The organism is Anaerolineae bacterium (assembly GCA_016931895.1).
GTDB lineage: Bacteria > Chloroflexota > Anaerolineae > 4572-78 > J111 > JAFGNV01.
In genome coordinates this window covers 11990-34736 of record JAFGDY010000296.1, presented here as the reverse complement: position 1 = coordinate 34736, position 22747 = coordinate 11990, and the positions used below count along the sequence as shown (strand labels likewise).

The window sequence follows — 22747 nt, the reverse complement described above, 5'->3', positions numbered from 1 at the left end:
AGAAATCTCTAATTTCTAATTTTCTGATAAATTTCTACATATTGCTCGGTAATGTACTCCCAGGCAAATTCCTGTTCGGCGATCTTGCGGCTTTCTTTGCCCATACGCTGTCGCTCGTAGGGATTATCCACCAGATCGGCCAGGCGTTCGGCCAGGACAGCCGGATCGTTGATGTCTACCAGGTAGCCGTTGACGCCTTCGCGCACCAATTCTCCCAGGCCGGAGGCGCGGGTGGCAACGATGGGCAGGCCACAGGCCATTGCCTCTAACACGGTGTTGGGCATTCCTTCCCAGGTGGTGGCCGTAACAAACACGTCGGCCTGCCGGTAACGGGTGACAATGGCTTCCCGGTCCACCCAGCCCAAAAAATGCACATGTTTGGTGAGTTGGTGGGCCACCGTCAATCGTTCTAAATTGGCCCGGCGTTCGCCATCGCCAATCAATTGTAATTCAAAATTAACCATGCCCATCTTTTTCAGCCGGGCCACACCTTCCAGGAGAGTTTCCACGTTCTTAAAGGCGTTAAACCGACCCACAAACAGCAAACGCACCGGACCGTCGTGGCTGCGCTGCCGGGGTGGCGTAAACTGCGATAGTTCAATGGCATTGGGAATAACGTGGATGGGCAAATCCATAGCGGTTTCGTGGGCATATTCCCGCAAGCCGTTTGACACGGCTACCAAGGCGTCGGCGTCGCGCCAGAGCCAGCGGACAAAAGGCCGCAGCACCCGGTAGTGTTTGGCAAATCGTTTGACTTCGTCCGAGGGCACGTCGGCCCCCCGCAACGAGATGAGGTAGGGCAAACCGTACACCCGCTTTAAGGCCCAACCAATCGGCCCATCGGGCAGGCCAAAAAAAATGTGCACCAGGTCGGGTTTGAATTCACGCGCCTGGGCCAAACCGTGCCACAGGCCGCTCAATAAAAACGTGCCCATTTCAAACGTGGAACAATACTCCTGGCGCTGGCGCAACACCGGGATGCGCCGCACTTCTACTCCATCAATAAATTCAACCGGCTTGAGGCCGCGAATAGGATTGGTCAATTCCCAGGTGAGGCCGGTGTTGCGCAGGATAAAGCCAATCAGCAGAAGCAGAGTCCCCAGGATCGTAAAACCGTGGTCGCTTAAGTCTTTGTTGAAGGCGAGTTTGATGTAAACCAGGTAAATCCAAAATCCCAAACCGGCGAGCACGGACATATTGCCAAAAAAAGTGTAAAGCTGGGTAGGCCGGCTGGTGATAACCCGCACCGTATGCCCCATTTCCACCAGGCAGGCAGCGATTTTCTGGCTGGCCTTGCCACCGCCGGCACCAATGGGGGGAAATTCGTAATTAATGATGAGTATGCGCATAGGCTCAAATGTTGTTGACTGTGCAGGATGAGGGTGAAAAAGAGTCTGCGAAAATACGAAGGGCCGTTGAGTAGATGTCTAAAAGAGGTCAAACCATTTTTTATCCTTGACGGCCCCCGCCGCTACGGGATTGAAGCTTTTATCCCATTTGGTCCGGCGATTGTAGACGGCCCGGGTAAGATTGACGCCATTCAGGTCGGCGCCGCGCAAATCCGCGCCGCGCAGGTCGGTTTCGTACAGGCTGGACTCGCTCAGGTTGGCCTCACGGAGATGGGCGCCGCCGAGATTGGTTTCACTCAGGTTAGCCTCGGATAGATTGGCCTCAGTTAAATTGGCCCCGCTCAGGTTAGCCCCAAATAAATCGGTGGCGCTTAAATTGGCTTCGGTCAGATCAACGCCGGCCAGATCGGCCAAACGCAAATTGGCAAAAACCAGGTTGGCCTGGCGCAAATTAGCCCTACCCAGATTGGCTTTCATTAAGTTGGCAAAAATCAGGCTGGCTTCGCTCAAGTTGGTTCCGCTCAAATTAACTTGATACAAGTCGGCCTCGTTCAGATTCACCCGGCGCAAATTGACGCCGTTCAGGTCAACGCCGCTCAATTGGACCCGACGCAAGTCTGGTGCCTTGTTTTCCCGGTGCGCAATTTTAACAATTTGGATAACTTCTTCTCGTTCCATCACTTCTCTCAAGGAGTTATATTACCCGCTGCCCAAATTATACGCAAGCCGGGGGCTAACGGCAATCTCGAAATTTCATTTTACCCTGGCTTTGCGGGCCAAAACAATCTGCCAGGGAAAGGAGTAACCATGCCAGACCAAGTCAACCACCCCCCTGACCATCCTCCGGAAACTACGGCCGGTGTAATTGTGCAAATGCTCCGGGTCGTTGCCCAGGGCCGACACGTGTTTGCCCCGCAAAAAGTTTGAGACGCGAAACCAGGGTTCGTGAGGAACGCTCAACAGCAGGTAGGCTGAAGACACGCGGGCCAATTCGCGCAAACCAACGGTCGAGTTGGGCAGGTGTTCCAACACCTCCAGGCAAAGCACCAGGGGAAAGCCGTTATCGGGAAAGGGCAAATGATGCAGGTCAAATACCACCAGGGGGGCCTGGTGCGCCACGTTGGCCCGGCCCCAGCCCAATGCCTCAAGGCTAAAGTCGCCGCCAACTATTGTGAGCGCAGGGTTTTGCTGGCGCAAATAGTTAATCACAAAGCCTTCCCCACAACCGGCGTCAAGGATGTAATTGGCCTTTGTCTGTCGCACCAATTTCGTAATTTTTTGGTGAAATTTTTTTAACAGGAACCGTTGGAAGGGATTGGGATTAAGGTGTTTTTGGAGATTGCCGTGACCTTCTATCATCAGTGTTTGAGCACTTTTTGAATAACATATTCCTGTTCGGGGCGATAGGTAAAGTAGCGCAACATTTCGCCCAGCAGGCCGGTTGAAAATAATTGAATCCCCAAAATCATGGCCAAAATGCCCACCGTAAAGAGGGGACGGGTGCCAATCGGCCCCACTTCGGCAACGCCCCAGGCCCGCAGCAACCACAACCCGGCCAGGTAAAGTTCAATTAAACCGCCCAGGCCAAACACAATGGCCCCGCCGGTGCCAAAGAGTCGCAGGGGATGTTTGAGATAGGTTTGTAAAAAAAGAACCGTAATCAGGTCTAACGTGCCGCGCATGGCCCGGCCCACGTTGCCGTATTTGGAACTACCGGCGTGCCGGGGATGGTGCTGCACTGCCAGTTCGGTAACGCGAAAGCCTTTGCCCGCCGCCAAAACCGGGATAAAACGGTGAAAGTCGCTATAGAGAGAAATCTGCTCGGTTACGGCCCGGCGGTACACTTTAAAACCGCAGTTGAAATCGTGCAACTTCACCCCGCTAAACGTGGTTACCGCCCAATTGAACAAACGCGAAGGCAGGGTTTTGTCAACCGGGTCCTGGCGATGGTAACGCCAGGCCGCCACCAAATCATAACCCTCGGCCAGTTTGGCCAGCATAGCCGGAATTTCGGCGGGATCGTCCTGCAAATCGGCATCCAGGGTGATCAGGGTTTGGCCCCGGCTGTGGCGAAAGCCGGCAGTAAGGGCCGCAGTTTTGCCAAAATTCTGCTGAAAGTGGATCACCTGGACCGCCGGGTCACGCTCAAAGAGGCGGTTTAAAATTTCCGCGGACCCATCGGTGCTGCCGTCGTTGATAAAGATGATCTCATACGGTTGACCCACCTCCGGCAGCGTTTCGGTTAACTTTTGGTGCAACAGTTCTAAATTCCCTGCCTCATCCAGCAAAGGAATGACAACTGAAAGGATTGGCTTGGTTTTCATGGTTTGGCCGGCCGGTAAGGCTCTATCACTTACTTTCTGCTATTTTTGGTTAATATAAACTTCTTCATGATAAGACCGCTCCGTATTCACCGACCACAAATTGTGTTTTTCGCCCGTAATATTTTTTACGGCCAGCATGGCCGTGAGCATGGAATGGTCTTGATTGTTGTACATGTGCAGGCCGTTGCGCCCGGCAGATTGCAGATTCTCAATGGTGTCAAGATATGTTCTGATGATATCAAGGTGTTTCTGGTATGCGCCCATGTAAACAGGATAGGCTTTGGGCTGGCGCAGGACCACCCCCTCCACCACGTCCTTTTCGGCCACCAGGCCCATACGGGCCATTTCTTGCCGGCCCAGGGCTACCAGGTCGGCGTCGGCCATCTGCCACAATTCATCGCCTTCGGCGCAAAAATATTCCAGGCCAATGCAGGTGGTCTCCGGTTGAGCGGGAGGAATCATTTCAGGACTCCAATTTTTGAAGTTTTGGATGCGGCCCACTTTGACCTCCGGGCTGTGAATATAAATCCAGTTATCGGGAAAAAGGTCATCCCGCCGAACAATCAAGGCTACGGTCAAAAAATCGCGGTAAGCAAGCTGACGCGCCGCTGTCACAACGTCTGATGGTGGGGTCGGTTTTATTTTTAGGATCAATTCGCTCAAGGGCATACTGGAAATGAAATGCCTGCCCAAAGCCATGATTGGCCCATTGGGGCTATTGGCCACAATGTGTTTGACCCGCCCCCCGGCCACATACACTTCCACCACGTCAGACTCCGGCATCACCCGGTGGCCCTGGGCCTCAATCAATTCCTGCACCCGCCGCCAGAGCATGCCCGGCCCGCGCCGGGGATAATGAAACGTATCAATCAGGGTTTTGACCTGCTGGTTTTTAGGCTTGAACAAGGCGTCTTTGACCGCCCGCGACAAAGAAAGCCCCTTGATGCGTTGGGCGGCCCACTCGGCCTTGATTTCGGTGCAGGGCATGCCCCAGACTTTTTCGGTATAAGTTTTGAAGAAAATCTGGTACAGGCGCCGGCCAAAGCGGTTAGACACCCACTCCTCAAAATTTTCTTCCTGGGGATAAGGGTGGATTTTAGCCCACCCATAACTGGCCCCCACCCGGACGCTTTCCACCAGGCCCAGCTTAAACAAGGCATCAAAAAAACGGATGGGATAGTAAAAAAATTTGTTTTTGTAATAAATCCGCGATAGGCGACGGCGGGGCAAAAAGTCATCGCCCAACACCTCGTGCCACATGGCTTCCACTTCGGCCACTTTGGTATAAAAACGATGGCCGCCAATGTCAATGCCGTAGCCTTTGTAATTCTCGGTGCGAGCAATCCCGCCAACCAATCGCTCTTTTTCAAAAACAATGGTCTTTTGGCCAAGCTTGGCCAATTGGTAAGCCGCAGTCAGGCCCGTTGGCCCCGCTCCAATGATGACCACGTCTGAGGTGATGGCGGTCTCGGTTTTGAGTGCTGTTGACTTGTCTATGGCGTCACTCCACCGGCCCGATCTAGAGATCAACTTCGTGGTGTCCCGTAAGCAGCGCCACTTTGTTGTTGTCGTTGAGTTTGCGCAATTCGGCCATAAGTTCCTGGGCCTCCTGCTGCTTTTTAAGCTCAATGCCGTAAATCAACTCGGTCTGCGTTCCGGCCTGAACGGTTTCAACCGCAATCAGGCTAAAACGGGCCAGGTACCGGGCAAAAACGCGGTCAAACAGAGTGTCGTAGGGCATGTCGGCCGGCAACCTGATCTTGAGGATTTGCTCTCGAATGTCTTTGGCAAACAGGTTGAGCGTAGCCATGCCCCACCAGATAAAAGAAATGATCACCGTAGCAATAATGGCCAGCAGGTAAAAGCGCGTGCCTACGGCCATGCCAATGGCCATGGCAAAGAAAATATAACCCACATCGCGGGTATCTTTGACCGCGTTACGAAACCGCACAATGGACAACGCGCCCACCAGGGCAAAGGCTCGCGCAATGTTAGAGCCGATGATCAGCATGATCACCGCCACCACCATGGTCATCATAATCAAGGTATGCACGTAAGATTGGGTGTATGAGACGCCCCGGTAGGTGAGTCTGTAAACCCAGGCAATTATCAACGAGAGCACAAAGCTGAGGATCAAGACAAAAATAACATCTTCCGTGGAAAAAACATTGGTAGCATCCTGGAGGCTCTCCAGGAGTTTTAAGAAATCCATTACCATTCCCTCTTTTTTAATAAAATATTTGCTGATGCTGTAATAGCGCCTTGGATTGCTCCAAAGCAGTGCAGTATTTGCTAATTCGGCGCAAGGTGCAGCGATGTTTGCCGATCAGCTCGGTTAACCAGTAAGGCACCCGGTAGTTTACTTTAATTTCCAGAACACACGACCCCGGCGGCATAAAAAAATGATTTTCCACCTGGCCGGCGGAAAGTAAAGACAGGTCATGGGTGCGGCCTTTTAAGTTGGTGTCAAACGTGACCCGCAGGCCAGGGTCGTATTCACCGCCGTTAAAGGCCAGGCGGTCGTAACTGACCACGCAGGCCGGCTGCAATTGCAGAGTATAATACAAATATTGGATTTCCTCAATCACGGCCTGCTCTGTTGCCGACACATTCTCCACCGGCTCACCGGCCCCACACAGGGCAATGGCCAAGGCGTAGGACATTTTGACTCGTTTTTTTTGCAGGGTCTTGTTTCTGCGTTGTTTGATTTCGGCAAAACAAGGGGTGTCGGGCGTAACCACCTGGTCGCCGTAAACCCGCACCCGCACCTTGCGCCGAAACTTGTGCCCTTCAATTTTATCCCAATAGGCTTTGTAGTCATCCGTGTCGTAGTAAAGGCTGGTGATGTTATAACGCCCCTGCGCGTCGCCCATAACGTCGGGCTGCAAATAATCGGCCAACACCTCCACCAGCCGGCCCTGCTGTTCCCGGCTCAAAACGTATTTAAGTTCAAAACGGCTATACTCTTTTATTCTCATCATACTCTCTAAAAACTCATTTTGCGGAATCTTACTGAGGCAACTTCTCAAGGCGTATTACGTATTCTATAGTGCCTAAACGAAATGGGTGCGTTTCAAATCAGTTGAAGGAGTGCAAATTTCATTCTGCCTCTGCCAAAAAGCGGAATAAATTCCGCACTCTAGGGGTAGTCTCAACTCAAATGAAACACACCCAAACGAAATACGCGATACGGAATATCTGTTCAAAGTGGGCTACCCATCTCTAATTTCTAATTTCTAATTTTTAGTTTCTAAGGCTGGCTCATCCTTGCCCGGCGAACCGTGCAGGTTGGCACTGGCCCGCCAACTGAGGGGATTATCCGGGTCCGCGCCCGGATCAACCAGAACCAATGAATCGCCGCGCCCATCCGGGCTGACCGGCCAGCCGTTTTCATCATTATAATTCACCGACACCACCACCTTACCCCCAGCGTCCCGCAGGATTATCTTTTCTCCCTGGTTGGCCAATTTACCCTGATAAACACCCCCCCTGAGAACACCGGGGTATCGTTGGGCAAAGGTCTCTGGATTTCTAACCAGCACTACCAAACCATCAGGAGGCAGAGGAACCGCACCAGGAGGAAAAACAAACTCAATGCCCTCATCAAAATACATCCCGGCCAAATTTAAGGCCGTCTCGCCCACATTCTTCAGTTCAACAAACTCGTAGCCACTTCCGCCCAAGGGGTTGTACATAATTTCGGTCAGGCTGAGTTGACTTTCGCGCTCCACCACTTTAAACACAGCCTCATGCAAGGCGCTCCACGTTTGGCCTGTTCCGGCTGCCGGGTCGTCGGCCAAAACCCGCGCTTTAATCGGGGTAGTGGCGGTTAACACCAGGGGAGTTTTGTAGGCGACGGCCCCGGACGCAACCTCGCCGGTCACCGGCAGGCGGGGATCAGAGCCATCGGTGGTATAGTAAATCACGCCCTCCGTAGCGGTCATTGTTAAATTGAAGCCGGCAGGCACCACGCCTCTGTGCTGATTAAAAACGGGCGGATCAATATTTGGATAGTAACCAACCTGGCGAGCTTGAGCGATCAACTTGTCCCCGTTGCCCTCCATCTGGGCCAACACATCAGCCCGGGCCTTGAGCCAATCGGCCTGGGTCACAGGCGTTTCGTGCCGAACATCCCCCCAGCGGGCCGATTCGCCGATAATGGCCTGCTCAATTGGCTGATTGATCCGCAGCCAACGTTCCTGGGCGTTGGCCTCGGTCAGCGCGCCATCGTTAAAGAGATGCTTGTACAGCCGGTCGGCCAGTTCCATTTTAAAATCCGGGTTTTGGCTGAGGGCGTCAAAAAGGCGTTTCAGGGCGTTGCGCGGCCCGGTTTTACCCACATTGATCAGGGCGCCATCATCCCACACATTTTCCGCATCCCAAACAAAGTATTTTATTTTGCCCGCCGGATTTTGGATAATCGCGTACCAGTTGTTTTCGGTCCAGCTATCGGCCCGGCCACCATACCAATTTAAGATGAAAAAGTCAATAAATTGAGGGATGTCAACATAAGCGGTGAGGGCGGCATATTTTTCAGGGTCGGCCAGGTTCCCTTCACTGGCCAAACGATGCAGGGTATCATACCGGTCGCTGCTGCCGCTGAGTGGCTCACCGTGGTTGACGCCATGCCACAACTCCTGTTTATCAGGTGATGTTTCGTCGGCAAAACCGTGTTTAATGGCAAACCAATCGTCTTTATCGCCGCCAAAATAGGCCGAGGCAAACGAGGCGTCCGGCCTTTCGATGACGTTGTACAAACCCCAATACATCCCGTTGAGATAGAGGTGCACAAACATACCGTGCGAACCGACCCCGGAGAGGTCAACCTGGGTAGCTCGCATCCATTCATCGCGGGTATAAGTAACGGCTCGCTGGTCGCTGCGCGGGCGTCCGGCGTAACTACGGCTGGTGCCGCCGCGCAGCACCAGGGTATCGAACTGCGTGACCGGCGAGTCGGGGAACAGGGGATATTCAAGTTTGGTGGCTCCGTATTTGGCTTTGAAAAACAGGCGAAAGGAGTGTTTGGGAATATACTCCCATCGCGCTTCCCCGCCCTGAATACGCAGGCCCGCGTTAGTTTGAAACCCCTCTTGCTGGGAGTCAGGGTAAATCAACTCCACCGAAACAGGCCGCTCCCAGACTTCGCCCCTCATTCTGGGCTGGCCATAGATATTGTAGTTTTGCATTTCGGTAACAATAGATAGAGAGGGAATTGAAACCATGCCTTCTCTGATCTCGTCCCGGTAGAGAGGATCGTTAACCACGGCGGGGTCCATCTCGTAATCGGCCAGCACCGGCGTGTCTTTAACGTAGCCGCCGATGTTTTTGGAATGGATACCCCAGGTATCGGGAAAGTTGGGGGGATGCGCCGGTTGGGCCAGCACGTCATCAAGAAAAAGGTAGGTATGCGTGTCCAGATAAGAGGGCAAAAAACCCGGCTTAAAGGCCACGGCCCGCACCAACGTTGTTCCGGCAATGCTCAGCGGCCCGGTGTAGGTTTGGCCGTTGGTTTCGGTGGGCCGGCTGCCATCCGTGGTATAACGAATAGTGGCCCCTTCGGTGGGGGTGCTCAACTCAAGGGTGAGGGGATCGTTATAAAAGCCGCGCGGCTGGCTAAAGAGGAGCGGGGCCACCACGCCGGCCCAGGTTGTGGTTTCGTCGTTGGCTGCGCCGGGAGAAGGGTTGGCCAGGTAACCGTATACACCCTGGCCATAGCGGCCATAGCTCAGGTCCCTAAACTGCGGCGGGAACTGCGGCGCGGCCACATCTATTAACTGGTTGTATAAAATATTGTAGAGGGCCAAAAATTCGCCTTTTTGGTTGAGTTTAAAATTAGTGTGCAGGGATGAACCAGGCTCCCCAGATTTGCGGTCTTTGCCGGAGGCAAAAACCGCCAGGTATTCGTGGCTGCCCAAGATTATGTCCGGGAAGGTCCACTTGGCTAACCGGTTGGGGTCGTCGGTTAAAGACCAACCGCTCAGGTTGACCGGCTGCTGCCCCGCATTGTAAATTTCAATCCAATCCGCATAGTCGCCATCTTCGTCGGTCAAGCCGCTGCCATTGACGGCCACAAACTCATTGATCACCAGGTTGCCGGGAATTTCTTTGGCGGAAATAAAAAGAACCCACCGCGCGCCCAACAACAGGCAAGCTAAAACGGCTGTAAAAAAGATTGTTTTACGAAGTCTGCGGATGATCATAATCATTAGCGACGAATGACCAACGACGAATAACGAATGACGAAATTTGGTCGTTGGTCGTCAGTCTTTGGTCGTCAGTCTTTGGCCGGATAGGGTAAACGCAGAGTATAGTACAAATACCGGATTTCCCCAATCACGGCCTCTTTTTATGGGGCCGGTTCGTCTCTGCCGGGTGAACCATTTACCTCGATACTGGCCCGCCAGTGCTGCGGATTGTCTACATCCCCGGCCAGGTCCACCAAAATCAATGAATCGCCCCGGCCATCCGGGCTGATGGGCCAGCCATTTTCATCGTTATACGCTACAGAAACCAAGATGTCGCCCGACCCGTTACGCAGGGTGAGCCGTTCGCCCTGGTTTGATAATTTTCCCTGATACACCCCGGCAATTTCCACCCCCGGATAACGGCTGGCAAAAGCGCCGGGGTTGCGGGCCAGCACAATCATCTGGCCGGGCGCAAGCGGGGCCACTGCCGCCGGAAATTTAAACGCAATCCCTTCATCAAAAAACGCGCCGCCCAGGGGCAAATCCGTATCGCCGGTGTTTTTTAACTCAATGAATTCGTATTGGTTCCCGCCCACCGGGTTGTACATTATCTCGGTGAGGGCCGCCTGCGGCCCGGCGGCCCGCAGTTTGAAGGTGGCTTCATTCAGGGCGCTCCACACCGGCCCCTCACCGGCCTCACCGGCCAATGCCCGCGCTTTGATAAACGTGGTTGTGGTCAACGGCAGCGGGGTGTCATAAATCAAAGCCTCGGGCAAAACTTGGCCGCTAGCGGGCAGGCGGGGGTCGGCGCCGTTGGTGGTGTAGTAGATGGTCGCTCCGCTAACCGGGGTAGAAATGGTCATGGTCAGTTCAAAATCCCCGGCCACCAAACCGCCCTGTTGGTTAAAAACCGGCGGGTCAAGCGGCGGATAATACCCCATGGCCCGCGCCTGGGCCAACAGTTTGGCGGCATTGCCCTCCATTTGGGCCAACACATTATCTCGTGCCTTGAGCCAGTCGTCCCGCGTTAGCGGCGGCTCTTGCCTAACATCTCCCCACCGGGCCGACTCGCCCACAATGGCCCGGTCAAGCACTTGATTGAGCCGCCGCCAGCGGGCCTTAGCCTGGACATCGGTAAGAACGCCGTTGTGAGAGAGATGTTTGTATAACCGGTCGGCCAATTCCATTTTGAAGTCCGGATTCTGGCTCAAGGCTTCAAAGAATATTTTGACGAGGTTAGGCCGACCGGCCAGGTCGTTTTGGCCCAGGTGAATTTTGGCCCCCTCGTTCCAACTTTCTTCCCCATCCCAAACCAAAAAATTCACCCGGCCCGAGGGCCGGTTGGGCAACACGGCATACCAATTGTTTTCCGGCCAATCCTCAGTACCCGCATACCAGTTTAAGATCAGGTAATCTATGAATTGGGTCACATCCAGATACGCTTGAACCAGCGCATACCGGTCGGACGCGGCCAGGTTGCCGCTGTTGACCAAGGCCAATAATTCACTAAAGCGGTCGCTGGAGCCGCTCACCGTGCCCCGGTGATTGATTACGTACCACTCCTCTTTTTGACCGCCAAAATATGAGGCGGCAAAGGCCTCATCCGGCCTTTCCACCAGGTTATACAGGCCCCAATAGAGGCCATTGAGATAGAGATGCACAAAAATGCCGTGCGCGCCAACACCCGACAGGGCTATCTGCGAAGCGCGCAGCCATTCATCGCGAGTATAAGTGGTCAGGGCGTGGTCGGCCACTTCGGGATGGCCGGCATAACTGCGGTCTACGCCGCCACGCAAAATGAGGGTGTCGAACTCATCTACCGGGGCATCGGAGAAAAGGGGGTATTTGAGGGTGGCAGCTCCGTACTCATCTCGAAAGAAAAGCCGAAAAGAGTGCTTGGGCATAAATTCCCACCGCCCCGCCCCACCCTGAATCCTGAGACCGGCATTGATTTGAAAGCCTGTTTGGCTGCCGGTAGGGTCAATCAATTCCACCGATACCGGGCGCTCCCACTCCCGGCCTCTATTCCGGGGATGGGCGTAAATGTCAAAATTTTGGGGATGGGTGGTAATGGAGAGAATAGGAATAGTTTGCAAATCATCTGTGATGGTTGGGCGATAGCGCGGGTCGTTAACCACGTTGGGGTCCAGTTCGTAATCGGCTTGCACTTCCTCGCCCCTGGCGTGCCCGGCAAAATCAATCTCGTGGATACCCCACGTTTTGGGAAAACCGGACGGCAAAACCGGCTGTCGCAACACGTCGTTCAAAAAAAGGTAGGTGTGGGCCCGGGGGGGGGAGGGTAGAAAATTGGGTTTAAAGGCAGTGGCCTGCACAAAGGTGGTGGTGCTAATGAGGATCGGCTGGACGTAGAGGAGGCCGCGCGTTTCCGTAGGCTGCCCGCCGTCGGTGCTAAAACGGATGGTGGCGGCCGGGTCAGGCGAATGAAGGGCCAGGGTGAAGGGAGCGTCGTAAACACCGCGTTCCACGCTAAATTCTACCGGGGGCAATACCCCCTGCCAAACCAGGCTGTCGTTGTTTGGCTGGCCGGGGGTGGCTGTGGCCAGATAGCCGGCCTGCCCCTCATGCCCATAACGACCGTAGGCCATATCTCTAAACTGTTTTGGAAACGACGGCGAAAATTGGTCCATAAAGCGTTTTTCAAAAATGTTGTACAGCCCCAAAAATTCACCCTGCCGGTTGAGTTTAAAGTTGGCGTGCAAGGCCGCGCCCGGCTCAACTGCGCGGCGGTCTTTGCCGGAAGCAAAAATCAGCAAATAGGCATGGCTGCCCAACACAATATCGGGCAAGGGCCACTTTTCCGGCTGGGTGGGGTCGTCGGTGAGCGACCAACCGCCCAGGTTGACCGGATGGCCGGTTGGATTGTAGAGTTCAAGCCAATCCGCATGCTCGCCATTTTCATCGGTTAAGCCGGTAGTATTGGCAGCCATGAATTCGTTGATAATCACGTCGCTGGGCACCTGGCGCACCGCATGAATGGCAATCTGTAAGCCGCCAAACAGGAGACACAACAGCGTGGCCGCCCAGAAAAACGGCTTATAGTTTCTCTTGCTTCTCATGATCCGGGTCTAACTTCTAGAGTTCCCGCCGTTAAACTATTACCCTGTTCATTTCCAGCCACATCAAAATAATTCAGGCGCAATCCTAACTCCGGCTCGTACATGCCCACCAGCAAGGTATAAGCACCAGGGGGAAGGTCGGGGGGCAGTTTGAGCAGGTGGCGATCCTGAACAACGGCTCCCGGCGGCCAACTATTGGCGTGCGACAGGCCGCAGACCGGAAAATCATCGGCCTGAGACCACACCCGGCCATCCGCCGAAAGCAAGTGGACAAATACCTTGTAACGCAAACTCAATAAGTTTTGCGCCTGCCAATGTAAGGTAACAGGCACAATTCCGTCCGGTTGGGCAAACTGCGTCTCCAGGTCATAACCAATCAAGGCCACCTGACCCTTTAAGCGTTTGGCTCGTTCCAGGTATTCGGGCGGGGCGTTATCTTTTAATTCCGAACCTTCGCCTAAAACCGGGGCCGGCTCGAGCCGGATTTGCGGGGTCGGCGGCTCCTGCGGCTTCATACCGGCCGCAAAATCGGTCGCCGTAACCGGCGGCGGAAAGTGGGCAGTTTCGTACAGGTCAAACGGCTCAACTTCACCGGCCAGCGGGTCAAAGGCCAAAATCGTCAACCGCAGCCGGTCATTGCCCCAAATGCGATAGCGGGGCACATAGCCAAAATTCTGCGGGTCAAAGGGCACGTCAAAATCAGCGCTGCCCTTGTAAGTGATTTCGCCCCGTAAAACGTAGTCGGGGTAGCAGGGAGTGGGCGGCGTGTTGAGCATGTACCACAGGGGCGCGTTGCCGTCGTCATTGCCGGCCCACGTGCCCTCTAACTGCCCGGTGCGCTTCAACCGGCCCACCATTTGCCAGCCCAGGCGAAACGGAAAACCAAACCCAATGCGGGTATCGTGGGGATAGTGGGCATCGGTGGGGTAAAAGGCGTTTTTGTGCGCCGGATAGGTGAGGATGTATTCCAGGTCGTTGCGCAAAAACAGCATGACGGCATGGGCGGCAAAAATTAGCAGCAGCATGACCCCCAGGCCCGCGGTCAACCATCGTCCCCCGGCAGGTTTTAACCACGGCCAGCGTTTGACGCCCGCCGACCATAGTTGGGCCACCGCCAGCGCGCCGGCTATGATCAAAGCGGCCAGGAACAAATAATGGTGTTTGCCGGGACGATTGACCAGAACCACGTAAGTTAAAAAAGAGGGCGCTATCCACAACCAGAGCACTCGCTGGGGTAGCGGCGTGGCCCGCGAAAAGATGATCAGGCCAAAAATAAAAAATAGCCCCAACCCCAACAACCAGGCCGATAATCTTTGCTCCCCCCTCATCACCAAAATCAGACCGGCCAGGATCAGGCCGACGGCCATCGCCGGGACAAACCGCGAGACGTAATCTGTGAAACGAGAAACACGATGGTCTGTTTGTTGATTTGCCTTATCCCAAAATGTCCTGGCAAAGTCAATGAGCAGCGCCAGCAATAACAATAAATTAAGCCCAACCACGTGATAAATAGAGTTGTATTTGACCGCCTGAAAGTAAAAAAAGTGGGCCAAATTATTAAAAGGCGGCAGGCTGCCCGCTATCACCCGGTTTTCCAGATACACGCCGGTTTTTTGAACGCTGGGATGTAACAAAAAAGGGATATAAAAAACAGCCAGCAAAACGATAAAGATAACGGCCGAAGGCCATAGATAAACCAGGCGCGAAAGATAAGCAGTTAGCTGTTGAAGTTTGGGCCGTCCCAGGTGGGCCAGGGTCAAATAAATGGCTACCGGCACCAGCAATACCGCTTCAAAATGAAACAGAATAGCCGCAGCCAGCAAAAACGCGCCCAGGCCGTGCAAACGCCTGGAACGCCCGCCGGTTTGATAAAAACGATAAAAACATAACAACGCAGCCAGGGTGAACAACAAGACCACACTCTGGTATTGGGCCGTGCGCGCGTAGGAAATCAAAACCCCTTCAACAGCGGCCAGCAAACCGGCCACCAGGCCAACCAAATTATTGAACAATCGCCGGCCCAACAGCGCCACCAGGCCAATCGCGGCTGTGCCGGCCAGCGCAAAGGGCAACCGAACCGTTTGTTCGTCAAATTGGCCCGCGATAGCGCCAATGGCGTTCAATAACAAAATCTCGCCGGGGCCTTTGGTGTGGGTGAGCATAGCCTCAATACGGCCATAACCCAACGACACCGCCCGTAATAAGATTTCGGCCTCATCGCCTTGGTGATCGGAATAATAAATATTGACTATCCGAAAGAGCGCCGCCACCAGAACAACGAGGCCCAACCCGATAAGCCAGGAATCCAGATGAACCCTTCGCGGATGAGGAGTCCCCTTTTGCGCGCGCAGCCAGGCGACCCAGGCCAAAATTAGGGTTATCCCGGCCAGGCCGCTCACTACGGTCAACCCATTTAACGGCAGCCGGGCAAAAACCATGAACATCAGCACGGTGACGCTCAATCCATAGCTGACCGCCACGGCCACCAACCATTGTTCCGGCTGAGTGAAAGGGGCGTCGCCGGAATTGGGCCAGAGCGCCGCCAGGAGCGTATAACCGGGCAAAAAGGCAATAAACAATAAACCGGCTACCAGTTGCCCCGGATACCACGACAACGTTACAAACACGGCCAGTAACAGCGCAATTCCGGCAGTGATGATAATAGACTTCATATCTTCATCCAATAAAAAAGCCCGCCTTCAACTTCCTTGATTTTTTCATAACCGGATGGTGGGCGGGTTGCATTGTACCACCAGAGGGCTGATTGGCCAAGATTATTTGGCCGCGCCAGCCTCAAACGTATAAAGCGTCCAGAAATCACCGGCAGCCTGTCCCTGAGGGTCCGTAACGGGCAAACGCTTTCCTGTTTGCGGGTTATACATGCCCACAATCAGGCGATAGAGGCCGCTCTGAGTCAGGGCAAAATCAAATTGATGGCGATCCGGAATGATTTCGCCGACCTCCCACGCCGTGGTAGGCAGCGTACCGGCAGCAGGTAGGCCGTCGTGCTGGCCGACCACCTGGCCGGTGGGGTCAAGCATTTGCGCAAAAACAGTATAATCCAGGGATACGGGTTGGACAGCCTGCCAATACAGGGTCAGGGTAGACCGCGCCCCGCCGGTCAAAGGAACCTGGGTCAAATCATACCCTAACAAAAAAATCGCTTCACCCAGTCTAACCTCAAGGGGATGCTCTACCGGCGGAAGGGTGTATAATCGCCGCCGGTCCAGGACTTCCACCCGGCCCAACAAAACCTCTCCCGTCGCCGGCCCGGACGGTTCTGCAAACAAAACAAGCTGCAAGTGGTAATATCCCGGGGAAACGGGCCGGGTTTGTTGGGCTTCGGCCAGATTCAGCAGCCAGGGATCGCGGACAAGTTCGCCCGGTTGCCAGCGGGAGGTTGGGTACAGGCCGCGAGCAGGGCGGCCAGACCAGGAGGCCACTTCATTCCCAGCCGCATCCACCAAACGAAACAAAAGCCCATAATCCGCGGTGATGTTTTCCCCGGCCTGCCAATAGAGGGTAAGCGGTTGGGGTGTTTGCGGCGTTAAGATCAGCGGAGGTTCAACATCGGTTCCCAATAAAGTCAGGTTATGGGTTAGTTTTTGGGACAGCGGGTAGGTAAAGACCAGAGTTGGTTGGACCGCCGGCCTTTCCACCACCACTTTGTCGCCAGCGGAAGGCAGCGCGAATTCGCCAATATCCGGTTCATCTGGGCCAACCGTAAGCCCGATTTTCAAAAAGTATAGGCCGGGCGGCGTGCCGGGCGGAATCTGGAGAAACGCTTCGCTTTCCACAATGGCCCCCAATTTACCGGCCACCGCCTCAAATTGGGGCAAAGGTTGGGCAGTCATGGCCGCCCAGGCAAATCCCTGAGCATCAACCAGGCGCACAAAGATTTGATGGCGCGGGTTGTAACCCCGATTACGCCAAAAAAGTTTTACTTGCAATGGCCGGTCAACAGAAGCCCGATCACGGCTCAGATTGTAGCCCAATAATTCCGCCTGGCCGTCTAAAAGACTGCCCGCATAATATTGGGCCGCCGGCCCGGGATAAAGCCAGGCCCAGGCATAACCCTGAAACTCAATCACCCGTTCCGGCCTTTTTCGATACAAATACTCAAGCAGGTTGGGGTCCAGCTTTTCAGTTTGAAAATGATACTGGCGCAGCAGCACGTGACCAGCCGTAATCCAGGGGGATTGATCGGCCAGGCGCACCACCCGGCCAGTGTAGGCCGGGGCAAAATCGCGGGTATAGAGCAGGGCCAGGGTTTGGTTTTTGGCATCGGGTGATTGGCTCAACTCAACCAGGGCCAACGTTTCCACGCCCGACTCGGCCATCATCGCTTGTTGGGCCACTCGCCCGCCGCCCAGCAAGGGACTCCAATAAGTGTAATAAAATGGATGCGTTGACAGAACCTGCGCCCACTGCAAAGCCAGCAATAGCCCAAACACCCCCCAGATCGGCCAATTTGCGCCAGGCCAACGTTGGCCTACTTGTTTGACCAGCCATAACAGACCGGCCGCAGCAATGAGATGAACCGCCGGGAAAATGGGCATTAAATAGCGATCTCGTTTGAGGGCGCCGGCATTGAGCACCAGCCAGTAGACGACAGAATAAACGCCCAGAGCCAGGAGTGTCCACCGGGCCGGGACGGTCATTCGCCATAAGTTGTCCAAACGATACCGCAAATTGACCTTCCACCCGGCCATCCACCGCAGCAGATGCCAGCCGCTTATCCCGGCCAGGCCGGCCATAATGGCCCCGCCCAACACCACTAAAGGGGTGGCCCGAAAAAGGAAGGCGTTGGGATAAAACAAGGGGATGGATTGGTCGAAGGTGAGTTGGCCCCAAAAATAGTTGAGCCGGCCGTCAATGGAACCCAGGGCGTAGTTACGCACAAAAACAAAAACCTCGCCGGGCGCAACCCACAGGGCGGGCCAAAGCGCAACGATGGTCAGGGCGACAATGCCGCCCCAGTCCAGCAAAACAACAACCCCCCACCGCAACCGGCGCAGCCAGTTCACCTCCCGGCGATACAGCCCCAGATAAAGGCCCATCGCCAAAACAACAAAGCCGGTCACGGGAATGGCCGTGATTTTGGTGAGCATGGCCAATCCCAAACTAAGGCCGGAAAAAACAAGGTAAAACCAACGGCGTTTTAAGAGAAACAACAAAAAACCCAAAACACTGGCCAGCATCAGGCTGCTCATGAGCGCATCGCCGCGCATGGTGCGGGCGTCGGCCAATAAAAAGGGAGAAAGGGCCATTAAGCCGGTGCCCAAAAAGGCTATCGCCTCGCCCACCAGGAGCCTGGCCTGCCAAAAAATCAAGCCGAGCAAAAGGGCGTTGGCCAGCCCCATGGCCAGGCGGCGCTGGCCAAGCAGGTCAAAGTTGAAGGGTTGGTCCAAAGCGGCCCGCTGGACAAACTCGGCCCAGGAGTAGCCCCGGAGGGTGTCAACCAAAAAATGAACCAAAAAGCCGGCCCCATGCACCCAAAACACCGTCACCGAGGGATAACCCTTACCCACCAGGGTTCCGGCCCAATCAAAATTAAGCAAGGCTGTGACAAACTCGTTTGTCCAACTCCAATAGAGGGTTTCATCATTGACAATAAAAGTGCCGCTCAAGGTGGTTATGCGCGGCCCCAGCGCCATCAAAAAAATAATCAAAACAAAATAAAAGGCTCTATAGTTGCGAAAATGAGGGATGTTACGCATGACCATTACTTGTTTACGGCTTGCTGGCTATCCAACACCAGCCGGTATAATTCTTCAGCCACAAGGCGGTGGACAAATTCGTTTGGATGGGCGTCAACATTGCTGACAATCAAGTTGGCGGGGGCTATTCCAGCCAGCAAATCGGTTACATCCAAAACCGGGACTCCTTGTTCACGATAAAGGTTAGCAACCTGGGAAGTAATCGGGCGGCTTTCCTCAATTTTTATCATATCTGGAAAAATGACCACGATGAATTGGCTGTTCCCGGCCCTGGCAATTTGGGCCATCTGTAACAGTTCGCCCCGATAAACTTGCCAAATATCGGGGTTATGGTAAACGGTCATTATCCAATCCCAATAAATTTCATCAGCTTGCGGTATAAGCCGGTACAGACGCCAATAAAAAAAGTTCAGCGCATAGGATTCGGCCACCAAAAAAGGAGGGGGCACGATCAGGTTTGGCCGCGTAAACTTCATATCTTTAGCCGTTGAATCGATATCGTTGAGACAAAAGGAAAGGATGACAATATCCGGCTGATAAGGATACGCCAGAGCGTTTCTGATTTCGTCCTTGGTATCGGCCCCACTGAGGCCCGCATTCAGCACGGCATATTCCTGGCCCAGCTTCTGACCCAACAAATCGGAAAAACGGTCCGCCGGATTCTCTATGCCGGTGCCCTCAACAAAAGAATCGCCCAAAACCATAATTTTGGTGCGACCCTCCAGTAACGTTGGCGTCCATTCTTTATCCCGATAGCCCAGCGAATTAACATGAACATAACGCTGGCGCCAATTTGTGGCGGCCAGGGTAAAACCAAAGGTGTTAGATTGAGCAAAAAAAAGTTTAAGAAATAACTCCAGCAACAACAGGGTAATCAAAAACGAAATCAAGAGCAGCGAAATATTTTGCGCAATCTGCCTGGTTTTGCCAAACTTATCTTTCCAGATATAACGGAACAAGAAAGTTATATTCAAAACCAAACTAATTACAGCAAAGGCGATGATAGAAAGGACAAACCAGTACATCTAGCCCTCCTGTCTCACACTTTTATTTAATCACCCGGATTACAATTTTATCTTGAATATTTTCTATCCTAACAAAGTTGGTTTCCGAGCCGTTGGTTAGCTTAACCGGCTCAACTTGCCTTGTGGCCATATTTTTAAGGGCAATATCCAGGTGATAGCTTCCGCCCGTCATCGCGCCAACGTTAAATTGATAAAGGGTGGTGACAACTTCCCCGGCCTTCCACAAAGTTTTGGGAAATTCGCCCCCTAACGGCGCCGACCACTGTTTTAACGTCTGGTTCGTCTCCGCCTGGCGTAAGGTCAACAGGAGGTCAAACGACTCCTGTCCCTCGGCCCGGCTTTGCCAATAAAACGTGGGCGCAAGGGACCCCCGCCCGGCTCCATCCGTATCAAAATAGAGATCGTAACCCAACAGGGTCAGGCGGCGGCCAAAGTTTACGTTCAAGGTAGCCTGCATGTCGGGCAGGTCATAGGTGATGGGTTGAGGCCAAACTTCAAGATTGGAAAGCAGGCCGTAAGAGGGGGCAGGGAGGGTACCGTCAGGATGGGCAAGCGATAGTTCCAGGCCATACGAGCCAAGAGGGATATCCGGCTCAACCTGTAAAGCCCACACGTCCTTAACAATTTCCCCGGACTGCCATTGAGAAGTGGGATAACGGCCGTAACCGGGCCGGCCCTGCCAGTGCGCGACCTCTTTGCCTGTACCGGCCAGCAAGCGTAAGTTGACCCAATAGTCAGGGGGTGGGGTTGTGGCCTGCCAATACAGGGTAAGCCAGGCCGGCGAAGCGGCATTTAACACTTGCTCCGGCGGGGTGAAACCAAGTAGGGTGATTTCCTGGCTTAAAGCCTCATGAACCGGGTTAGCCGGCGCCAACCGGGCCGGGTTCGTTAAAATCTGGCCGGGGGTCACGATTAACTGGTCGGCGGTGGCAGGCAGCGCAAAGTCGCCCAACAGTTCCTGCTCGTCGGGCGCAACCACACTCACCCGCAAAAAATAAGTGCCCGGCGGCGTGGTGGGGGGAATGGTGAGCATGGCCGTGCCCACCACAATGGCCCGCTGCTCAGGTGGAAGGGAGGCATATTCGGGCAGCGGCCTGACCCTGGCCCGACCCCACTCGTAGCCGGTTTCATCAAGCCAGCGCAAAACCAGGTGATCAACACCGGCCCCCAAATTGGTCCACCAGACGGTGGCCGTGATGGTCTCGCCAACCGGCCCGCCGGCCCCACCCTCCACTCCGGGCGACAGGTTATACCCCAACAAACGCCCCAATCCGGCCAGGTCATTAAAGGGACCGGCCCAATGTTCAATCTCGGGCACCCGGTACAGCCAGGCGTAGGTGGCGCCCTGCAAGTCAACCTGGCGCAACGGTTTTTGCCACAGCAAAAAGTCAACCACCTCCGGCGGATAAATTTGCCGTTGGAGATGAGAAATGTACAACGAGGCGTAATCCGCCTTTAGCCAGGAACCGTCAAAATAGCTGGCATAACGCAACGATTCGCCCTTGAACAACCATTTACACCAGGGCTGAGACGCGCCGCAAACCAGGCTCGTTTCCGCCGCCTCCGGTTGCTGGTTGAGATAATTCACCACCTGGTCCAACCCCTCGCCGCTGCCCACCGGCACCATGTTCATAGCCGCCCGTCCCCCGCCCAACCATGGATTCCAATACGTGTAATAATAGGGATGAACCGGCAGGGTCTGGCCGAGTTGAAAACCGAGGGTGATAACAATCAGGCCGGCCAGGACGCCGGAAGCTACGATTGGGCTTTTGCCTCCTTGGCCAACTCCTTGGCCGACTCCCTGGCCCCGGCGTTTGGCCCATAACCGGGCCGCCCCATTTGCCAGCCATTCAAAAAAAGCGGCCAAGCCAAGAGCGCTCAACATCCCCACAGCCGGAAAAATTAGCAGCAGAAAGCGGTCAACCTTGCTGATCACCAGGGTCATTTCCAGCAAGAGCAGGATGATGAAGGTCAACAGTAAAACCAGGGCCATGCCGGGCCACGAGAGCCGTCCCAGGCGGGGGCCGGCCGGTGAAGACAGGGGAAAGCGGGCATAACTGCCCTGCGGGTAAAACATCAACAAACCCAGCAGCAGCAAGGCTGCGACCACGCCCAGCCAAGTGAGCGGCATGGTCCGAAAGGCCAAAACCACGGGATAAAAAAACGGGCCGGGATCATTGGGCACGAGCCGGCCCCAGAAGAAAACATCGCCATGCCACACGCTTTCTTCGGCGGCCTGTGACAGGCCCAACCCAAAAATATAATTGAGCGCCGCCAGAGGTTTGACCCACATGGCCGGCCAGATCAGCCAAAAAATGCCAATAGCCCCGCCCGCCCAGATAAGGCCGTTGACCACCACCCGTTTGAGTTTTTCCGGCCGGGCGCGCCGGGCAAAAACAAACTCCAACAGCAACAACAGCCAGATGTAAGGCGCCACCAAACCGGCGGCTGTTTTGCTGGACACGCCCAGGCCGGCCATCACGCCCGAAAGAAGAATCCAACCCCACCGGCGTTCGCGCAGGTAGAGAAAGTAGGTTAAAAGGCTGAGAAAAACAAATTGGTCCGAAATCATTTCCAGGCGCAGCACGCGCGCTTCGGTCAGGCTGAAGGGGTCCAGGCCCAAGAAAACAACCGCCAGCAGGGCCACAGTCCAACCAAATAATCGCCGCGCCAACCACACCGCGGCCAGAATTTGCCCACTCACAAATAACCCCACCACCAGGCGACGTTCGGCCAAAAGGTCAAGCGTGCGGCCGTCAAAAAGATTTTCCAGGGGCAGCCCGGTGTGCGGAAACAGCGCCGGGACATTGTATTTAAGAGTCAAAAAGAGGGTCTGCGCCCAAAACAGGGGGATGCCGGGATAATCACTCTCGGTCAGCGTGCCGGCCGGGTTGCCTTGCCACACGGCCAGGGCAAATTCATCGGCCCAGGGCCACACGGCCAGTTCGTCGCGGGCGTAGAATACGTCCAAATCCAAAATGCGGGGGATAACAACCACCACCCCTATCAAAAGCCACAAAAGCCAGGTATATTGATTTTTGAGGTAATGAGGCGATGTTTTACTCAT

13 protein-coding genes are annotated in these 22747 nt (G+C 54.6%); all 13 read right to left on the bottom strand.

Annotated features, from left to right (window positions below; genetic code table 11):
• Positions 1-8: 8 nt before the first annotated feature.
• Positions 9-1349, bottom strand: a complete 1341-nt coding sequence (locus JW953_22680; protein MBN1995511.1) for a glycosyltransferase family 4 protein — start codon at positions 1347-1349, stop codon at positions 9-11.
• A 78-nt stretch (positions 1350-1427) separates the two neighbouring features.
• Positions 1428-2027 carry a pentapeptide repeat-containing protein gene (locus JW953_22675; GenBank protein MBN1995510.1) on the bottom strand — a complete coding sequence of 200 codons (600 nt, stop codon included), beginning with the start codon at positions 2025-2027 and terminating at the stop codon, positions 1428-1430.
• Positions 2028-2102: 75 nt separating this feature from the next.
• A complete protein-coding gene (locus tag JW953_22670) occupies positions 2103-2612 on the bottom strand; it encodes a class I SAM-dependent methyltransferase (protein ID MBN1995509.1) in 510 nt (169 codons plus the stop codon).
• A gap of 95 nt (positions 2613-2707) precedes the next feature.
• Positions 2708-3673 (bottom strand): glycosyltransferase family 2 protein, encoded by a 966-nt coding sequence (locus tag JW953_22665; GenBank protein MBN1995508.1) that lies wholly within the window; start codon positions 3671-3673, stop codon positions 2708-2710.
• A 39-nt stretch (positions 3674-3712) separates the two neighbouring features.
• Positions 3713-5170, bottom strand: coding sequence for an NAD(P)/FAD-dependent oxidoreductase (locus JW953_22660; GenBank protein MBN1995507.1), 1458 nt, complete (start codon positions 5168-5170; stop codon positions 3713-3715).
• A 22-nt stretch (positions 5171-5192) separates the two neighbouring features.
• Positions 5193-5885, bottom strand: coding sequence for a DUF4956 domain-containing protein (locus JW953_22655; GenBank protein ID MBN1995506.1), 693 nt, complete (start codon positions 5883-5885; stop codon positions 5193-5195).
• Positions 5886-5901: 16 nt separating this feature from the next.
• Positions 5902-6654 (bottom strand): polyphosphate polymerase domain-containing protein, encoded by a 753-nt coding sequence (locus tag JW953_22650; protein MBN1995505.1) that lies wholly within the window; start codon positions 6652-6654, stop codon positions 5902-5904.
• 255 nt (positions 6655-6909) lie between these two features.
• Positions 6910-9879: a lamin tail domain-containing protein gene (locus tag JW953_22645; protein MBN1995504.1), complete on the bottom strand. Its 2970-nt coding sequence runs from the start codon at positions 9877-9879 to the stop codon at positions 6910-6912.
• A 140-nt stretch (positions 9880-10019) separates the two neighbouring features.
• On the bottom strand, positions 10020-12935 hold the full coding sequence (locus JW953_22640) for a lamin tail domain-containing protein (GenBank protein ID MBN1995503.1): 2916 nt from the start codon (positions 12933-12935) through the stop codon (positions 10020-10022).
• On the bottom strand, positions 12932-15607 hold the full coding sequence (locus JW953_22635) for a glycosyltransferase family 39 protein (GenBank protein MBN1995502.1): 2676 nt from the start codon (positions 15605-15607) through the stop codon (positions 12932-12934). Before JW953_22635 ends, JW953_22640 begins: the two co-directional genes overlap by 4 nt.
• 102 nt (positions 15608-15709) lie before the next feature.
• Complete coding sequence (locus JW953_22630) at positions 15710-18655, bottom strand: glycosyltransferase family 39 protein (protein MBN1995501.1); 2946 nt, start codon at positions 18653-18655, stop codon at positions 15710-15712.
• Positions 18656-18660: 5 nt separating this feature from the next.
• Entirely contained in the window at positions 18661-19680 is a 1020-nt protein-coding gene (locus JW953_22625; GenBank protein MBN1995500.1) for an SGNH/GDSL hydrolase family protein, read from the bottom strand.
• Between the two features lie 22 nt (positions 19681-19702).
• The gene (locus tag JW953_22620; GenBank protein MBN1995499.1) at positions 19703-22747 is read right to left on the bottom strand and encodes a glycosyltransferase family 39 protein; all 3045 of its coding nucleotides are present in this window, start codon (positions 22745-22747) and stop codon (positions 19703-19705) included.

Coding starts and splice junctions, on each gene's coding strand:
- JW953_22680 (MBN1995511.1), bottom strand. CDS start 1,349: ATGCGCATACTCATCATTAATTACGAATTTCCCCCCATTGGTGCCGGC.
- JW953_22675 (MBN1995510.1), bottom strand. CDS start 2,027: ATGGAACGAGAAGAAGTTATCCAAATTGTTAAAATTGCGCACCGGGAA.
- JW953_22665 (MBN1995508.1), bottom strand. CDS start 3,673: ATGAAAACCAAGCCAATCCTTTCAGTTGTCATTCCTTTGCTGGATGAG.
- JW953_22655 (MBN1995506.1), bottom strand. CDS start 5,885: ATGGATTTCTTAAAACTCCTGGAGAGCCTCCAGGATGCTACCAATGTT.
- JW953_22650 (MBN1995505.1), bottom strand. CDS start 6,654: ATGATGAGAATAAAAGAGTATAGCCGTTTTGAACTTAAATACGTTTTG.
- JW953_22645 (MBN1995504.1), bottom strand. CDS start 9,879: ATGATTATGATCATCCGCAGACTTCGTAAAACAATCTTTTTTACAGCC.
- JW953_22640 (MBN1995503.1), bottom strand. CDS start 12,935: ATGAGAAGCAAGAGAAACTATAAGCCGTTTTTCTGGGCGGCCACGCTG.
- JW953_22635 (MBN1995502.1), bottom strand. CDS start 15,607: ATGAAGTCTATTATCATCACTGCCGGAATTGCGCTGTTACTGGCCGTG.
- JW953_22630 (MBN1995501.1), bottom strand. CDS start 18,655: ATGCGTAACATCCCTCATTTTCGCAACTATAGAGCCTTTTATTTTGTT.
- JW953_22625 (MBN1995500.1), bottom strand. CDS start 19,680: ATGTACTGGTTTGTCCTTTCTATCATCGCCTTTGCTGTAATTAGTTTG.
- JW953_22620 (MBN1995499.1), bottom strand. CDS start 22,747: ATGAGTAAAACATCGCCTCATTACCTCAAAAATCAATATACCTGGCTT.